The organism is Cohnella yongneupensis, from assembly GCF_042655785.1.
Classification (GTDB): Bacteria; Bacillota; Bacilli; order Paenibacillales; family Paenibacillaceae; genus Cohnella; species Cohnella yongneupensis.
In genome coordinates, this window is record NZ_JBHSNC010000014.1 from 1 (window position 1) to 3,979 (window position 3,979).

Here is a 3,979-nt window from a genome sequence, read left to right on the forward strand (position 1 = left end):
TTCATGAGTTTTTGATCTTCATGAGTTTTTGATCTTCATGAGTTTTTGATCTTCATCGGCTTTGGACTTTCGCTATCTCCATAATGGAATTATAACCCAGTCTTTCAAGATCCGCACTTTAATTCGACATAAAAAGAAGTCGCGGAGCCGAAGTTTACATATCCCTCGGAATCACTCGCGACTATCAAATTAAGTTCTTAATTCTATTAGGTTTTTGGACGCCCTTACGCTCTCGGAGATTTCACCTAACGTTCTTGTATTCACGACGTCCCACCACCTTAAGCCCCGAAGGGGCGGCCGCGATGCGGTTAGGTGGTAGGATGTGTCCGGCTGATCCAGCTTCCCCGCTACTGAAAATGCCTCTCCGAATCCACTTCTATCTTCGTGCCGGACCGAGGCAGCTTGTCTGCCGTAGCGTGAATATGGTGTTAGATGATGCCGGTGACCTCTTTGATTCACATTCAAAGCTTTAGATATTAAATCGTTATTTCAATTACATTACCTTCTGGATCAAGAATGCTACTCTCAAAATAGCCATCTCCTGTAACTCTTGGTTCACTGTAAATTGTGTATCCATCAATTCTTAATGTTTCTGTAAGTTCCAGTACCCTTTCTTTACTCCCAACGGAAAATGCTATATGTGCATACCCAAATAAAGATAACTTGTTTTCTTGTTTTATTAAGTCCGGTTTCCTCATCAATTCGATTCTTGCTCCACCTTCGAAAACTAAAAAGTAAGACTCAAATTGCTTCACTTTATTCGTATATTTATCATTAGAAATTCCTTTGAAGTATTTCATATAGAAGAATTTCATTTGTTCAATGTCCTTTGTCCAAAGGGCAATATGTTCTATTCTCATATTAACTACCTTCTTTTCTTTTCATTTTTTTAATTACGTTTTACACCGGTTTCATCTAACGTCCGTGGATTCACGACGCCTCACCACCTTAAGGCTCAAAGAGCCGGCCGCGACGCGGTTAGGTGGTGCAGGTGTGTCCGGCTGAGTTCGCTTCCCCGCATACTGAAATGCTTCTCCGAATTACTTCGGACTTCTGCCGGACCGAAGGGGGCTTGTCCCCCGAAGCGTGAATCCTATGTTATACGCCGTTGCCTGCTTCCTCGAGTCATCCAAGAAAGATTCGTTGCTCTCGCTCTTAACTCGTGCTCTTAAAGTCCTTGATTCTTTGATCAGTACTTGAGGTCTCGTTCTGACCGTATCATCTAGCTCGCTGTACCATTGGTGCAGCGAGCTAAGGGTCGGAATGAGGCTTTACAAGTACCTGATCTGGTTTATTGAATCAAGGCCTTCATTAGAGTTAAGAGCACTTAACGAATCTTTCGGTCCCGACCCAAACGATCTGAAACCTGCACTCATACAATTCATATTGCACCTTAGTATCAGTTCGCTCGCGAATTGAAACTAATTAATATGAATTGTCTGAGTTCTTCCTCGAGATTCCTCTCTGAAAATGCAGGTTTCAGGTTTGGGTCTGGGATGGATGTTCTTACTTAGGCAATGGCGTATAACGTTGTTGTATTCACGACGTCTGAGAGGCTTAAGGTGTAGAAAAGGATCCGCGAAGCGATCCACTAAACCGGCTGCGCAAAGCGCAGTTAGTCTCTCGGATGTGTCCACCCGAATGGGTGGACCGAGGCAGCTTGTCTGCCGAAGCGTGAATATGGTGTTATCGGAAGTTCTCGTCTTCTTGTATCGCGCACAAAATCAGAATTTGATCTTCCTAGTGTCCTTGATCTAGAACTTCACCTGTCTTTGATCTTCATCCGCATTTGTTCTTCAATTGTCTTTGTTCTTCATACGTCATTGTTCTTCATACGTCATTGTTCTTCTTCTGACTTTGTTCTTCATCTGTCTTTGTTCTTTTTCTGTCTTTGTTCATTATCTGTCTTTGTTCTTTTTCTGTCTTTGTTCATTATCTGTCTTTGTTCTTCATCTATTTTGTACTTCTTCTGTCTTTGTTCTTTTTCTGTCTTTGTTCTTCATTTGTTCTGCCTGTATTCTTAATGGAATTATAACCCAGCCCTTCTAAATCCGCACTTTAAATCCGCATAAAAAAAGCCGCGACACCGAAGAATATCAATTCCCGGACTATCTCGCGACTAATTGGTTAGTTGTAGTTTTGGTTCTTTAAGCTTTATTTGAACGCTCTTATTGCACTCGAGAATTTCCGATAACGTTGTTGTATTCACGACGTCCCACCACCTTAAGCCCCAACGGGGCGGCCGCGATGCGGTTAGGTGGTGCGGATGTGTCCGGCTGATTATACTTCCTTGCTGCTGAAATACCTCTTCGAATCAACTTCTAACTTCGGCCCGGACCGAGGGCGAATGCCCGATGCGTGAATATGGTGTTATAGGATGTCAGCGCCTTCTTTGAAATACTTAACTTTATAATTTGGGAGGCAGGCTATAAATTACATTGCCTTGCTCATCTAAAAATTCCATTCTAGGTATATCTTCTTTATCAATTACCATTCGAATCCTTTCCTTTCCATTGCTATCACTTAACCTAACAGCTATATCTCCGTTCAGGTTCTTGCCCATAAAGATCCTCTGATGTTGACCTTTAGCTAATTTTTCTAAAGCTTCTTTCTTTTCGGATTCATCAGTAATATTTTGAATATTCTTAAAGCGTTCAACTACTTCTGGAAGGGGAATGTTGGGTCTATCATATATTTGAATACCATAGTTTTGATCACCATTATTGTCATCTACGTATACTTGAATTATTTGATCCTGTTTATACTGATCAAAAGTGAGTGATAATCCTGAATGATATTCTCCACTCTCATTCCTTTTACTTCCAAATATCAATCCTCCGCACTCATCACCCTCACCGTTGTAAAACAAAACTCCTGAGAGCGGTTCATCCTGCCGATGACCTGGTAAAATATCCTCACCGTCCATTATTGCAGGTGGTATATTCCCCTCACCAAATAACGTCATCTTTATGTTTCCGTCTTTATCAACTACATTGAGCTTCTCAACATTAATTTTTTTGATTATTTTATCTTTGTTATCATCCATTCGTATCATCCTCTAAAGGTTTTTTCTTTAAAGCTCTGCGCTGATTTCCTATAACGTTCTTGTATTCACGACGTCCTACCGACTTAAGGCACCGTAAGGTGCCGGGCGCGATGCGCTTAGTCGGTGCGGATGTGTCCGGCTGCTATCGCTTCTCTGAATACTGAAATGCCTCTCCGATTCAACTTCTTACTTCGTGCCGGACCGAGGGCGAATGCCCGATGCGTGAATATGGTGTTAGGTGAAGTTACTCGCTTCGAAGCTTGGCACCCAAATTTCTCTCTGTGTTATAATGTATTAAAATCAATGATCTTGACCATATCCTTAATAAGGAGATGATTCTGATGGCAATCAGTAAAAGAGAGCTTAATGAGTTAATTGATAAACTATCTGATAATGATATTCCTCTAGTCGCTGATCTAGTCAAAAGGCTAATTCATCCTGCAGACTATCATATTCCATTTGATGATGAACCGCTTACGGAAGATGACATCCAAGCAATCAATGAAGCACGCAGAGACTTCCTTGAAGGAAAAACCATTAAATTCGAGGATATTAAACATGAATTACAAAATTGAATTGTCCAAAAGATCCTTAAAATATCTCAACAAACTGGATCAAAACACTAGAAGGCGAATCTCTGTTCATATTGAATTGCTCTCTGATAATCCTCGAAATCCTGAACTTAATATTAAGAAGATACAAGGTGAATCCTCGTTATATAGACTTCGTGTTGGAAATTATAGAATCCTCTATACCATTGAAGACAACCAATTAATAATCGTTGTAATCAACATCGCCCCACGAGGCGATGCATATAATGATCTTTGATATTTGATCTTAGTATTAATTGCTTTCGAGTAATTTCACCTAACGTACGTGAATTCCCGACGTCGATCCCCCTTAGATAGCTCATATCTTAGGGGGATCGATGTG

General features: G+C 40.9%; 4 protein-coding genes. 2 read left to right on the forward strand and 2 right to left on the reverse strand.

Annotation, left to right across the window (positions count from 1 at the left end):
* Positions 1-476: 476 nt before the first annotated feature.
* Positions 477-860, reverse strand: a complete 384-nt coding sequence (locus ACFPQ4_RS05330) for a VOC family protein (RefSeq protein ID WP_378110746.1) — start codon at positions 858-860, stop codon at positions 477-479.
* A 1,547-nt stretch (positions 861-2,407) separates the two neighbouring features.
* Complete coding sequence (locus tag ACFPQ4_RS05335; protein ID WP_378110747.1) at positions 2,408-3,046, reverse strand: hypothetical protein; 639 nt, start codon at positions 3,044-3,046, stop codon at positions 2,408-2,410.
* Positions 3,047-3,387: 341 nt separating this feature from the next.
* Here ACFPQ4_RS05335 and ACFPQ4_RS05340 point away from each other — a divergent pair, with 341 nt between their 5' ends.
* On the forward strand, positions 3,388-3,621 hold the full coding sequence (locus ACFPQ4_RS05340; RefSeq protein WP_378110748.1) for a hypothetical protein: 234 nt from the start codon (positions 3,388-3,390) through the stop codon (positions 3,619-3,621).
* Entirely contained in the window at positions 3,605-3,874 is a 270-nt protein-coding gene (locus ACFPQ4_RS05345) for a type II toxin-antitoxin system RelE family toxin (RefSeq protein ID WP_378110749.1), read from the forward strand. The genes ACFPQ4_RS05340 and ACFPQ4_RS05345 overlap by 17 nt, the downstream gene beginning before the upstream one ends.
* The last annotated feature ends 105 nt before the right edge of the window (positions 3,875-3,979 follow it).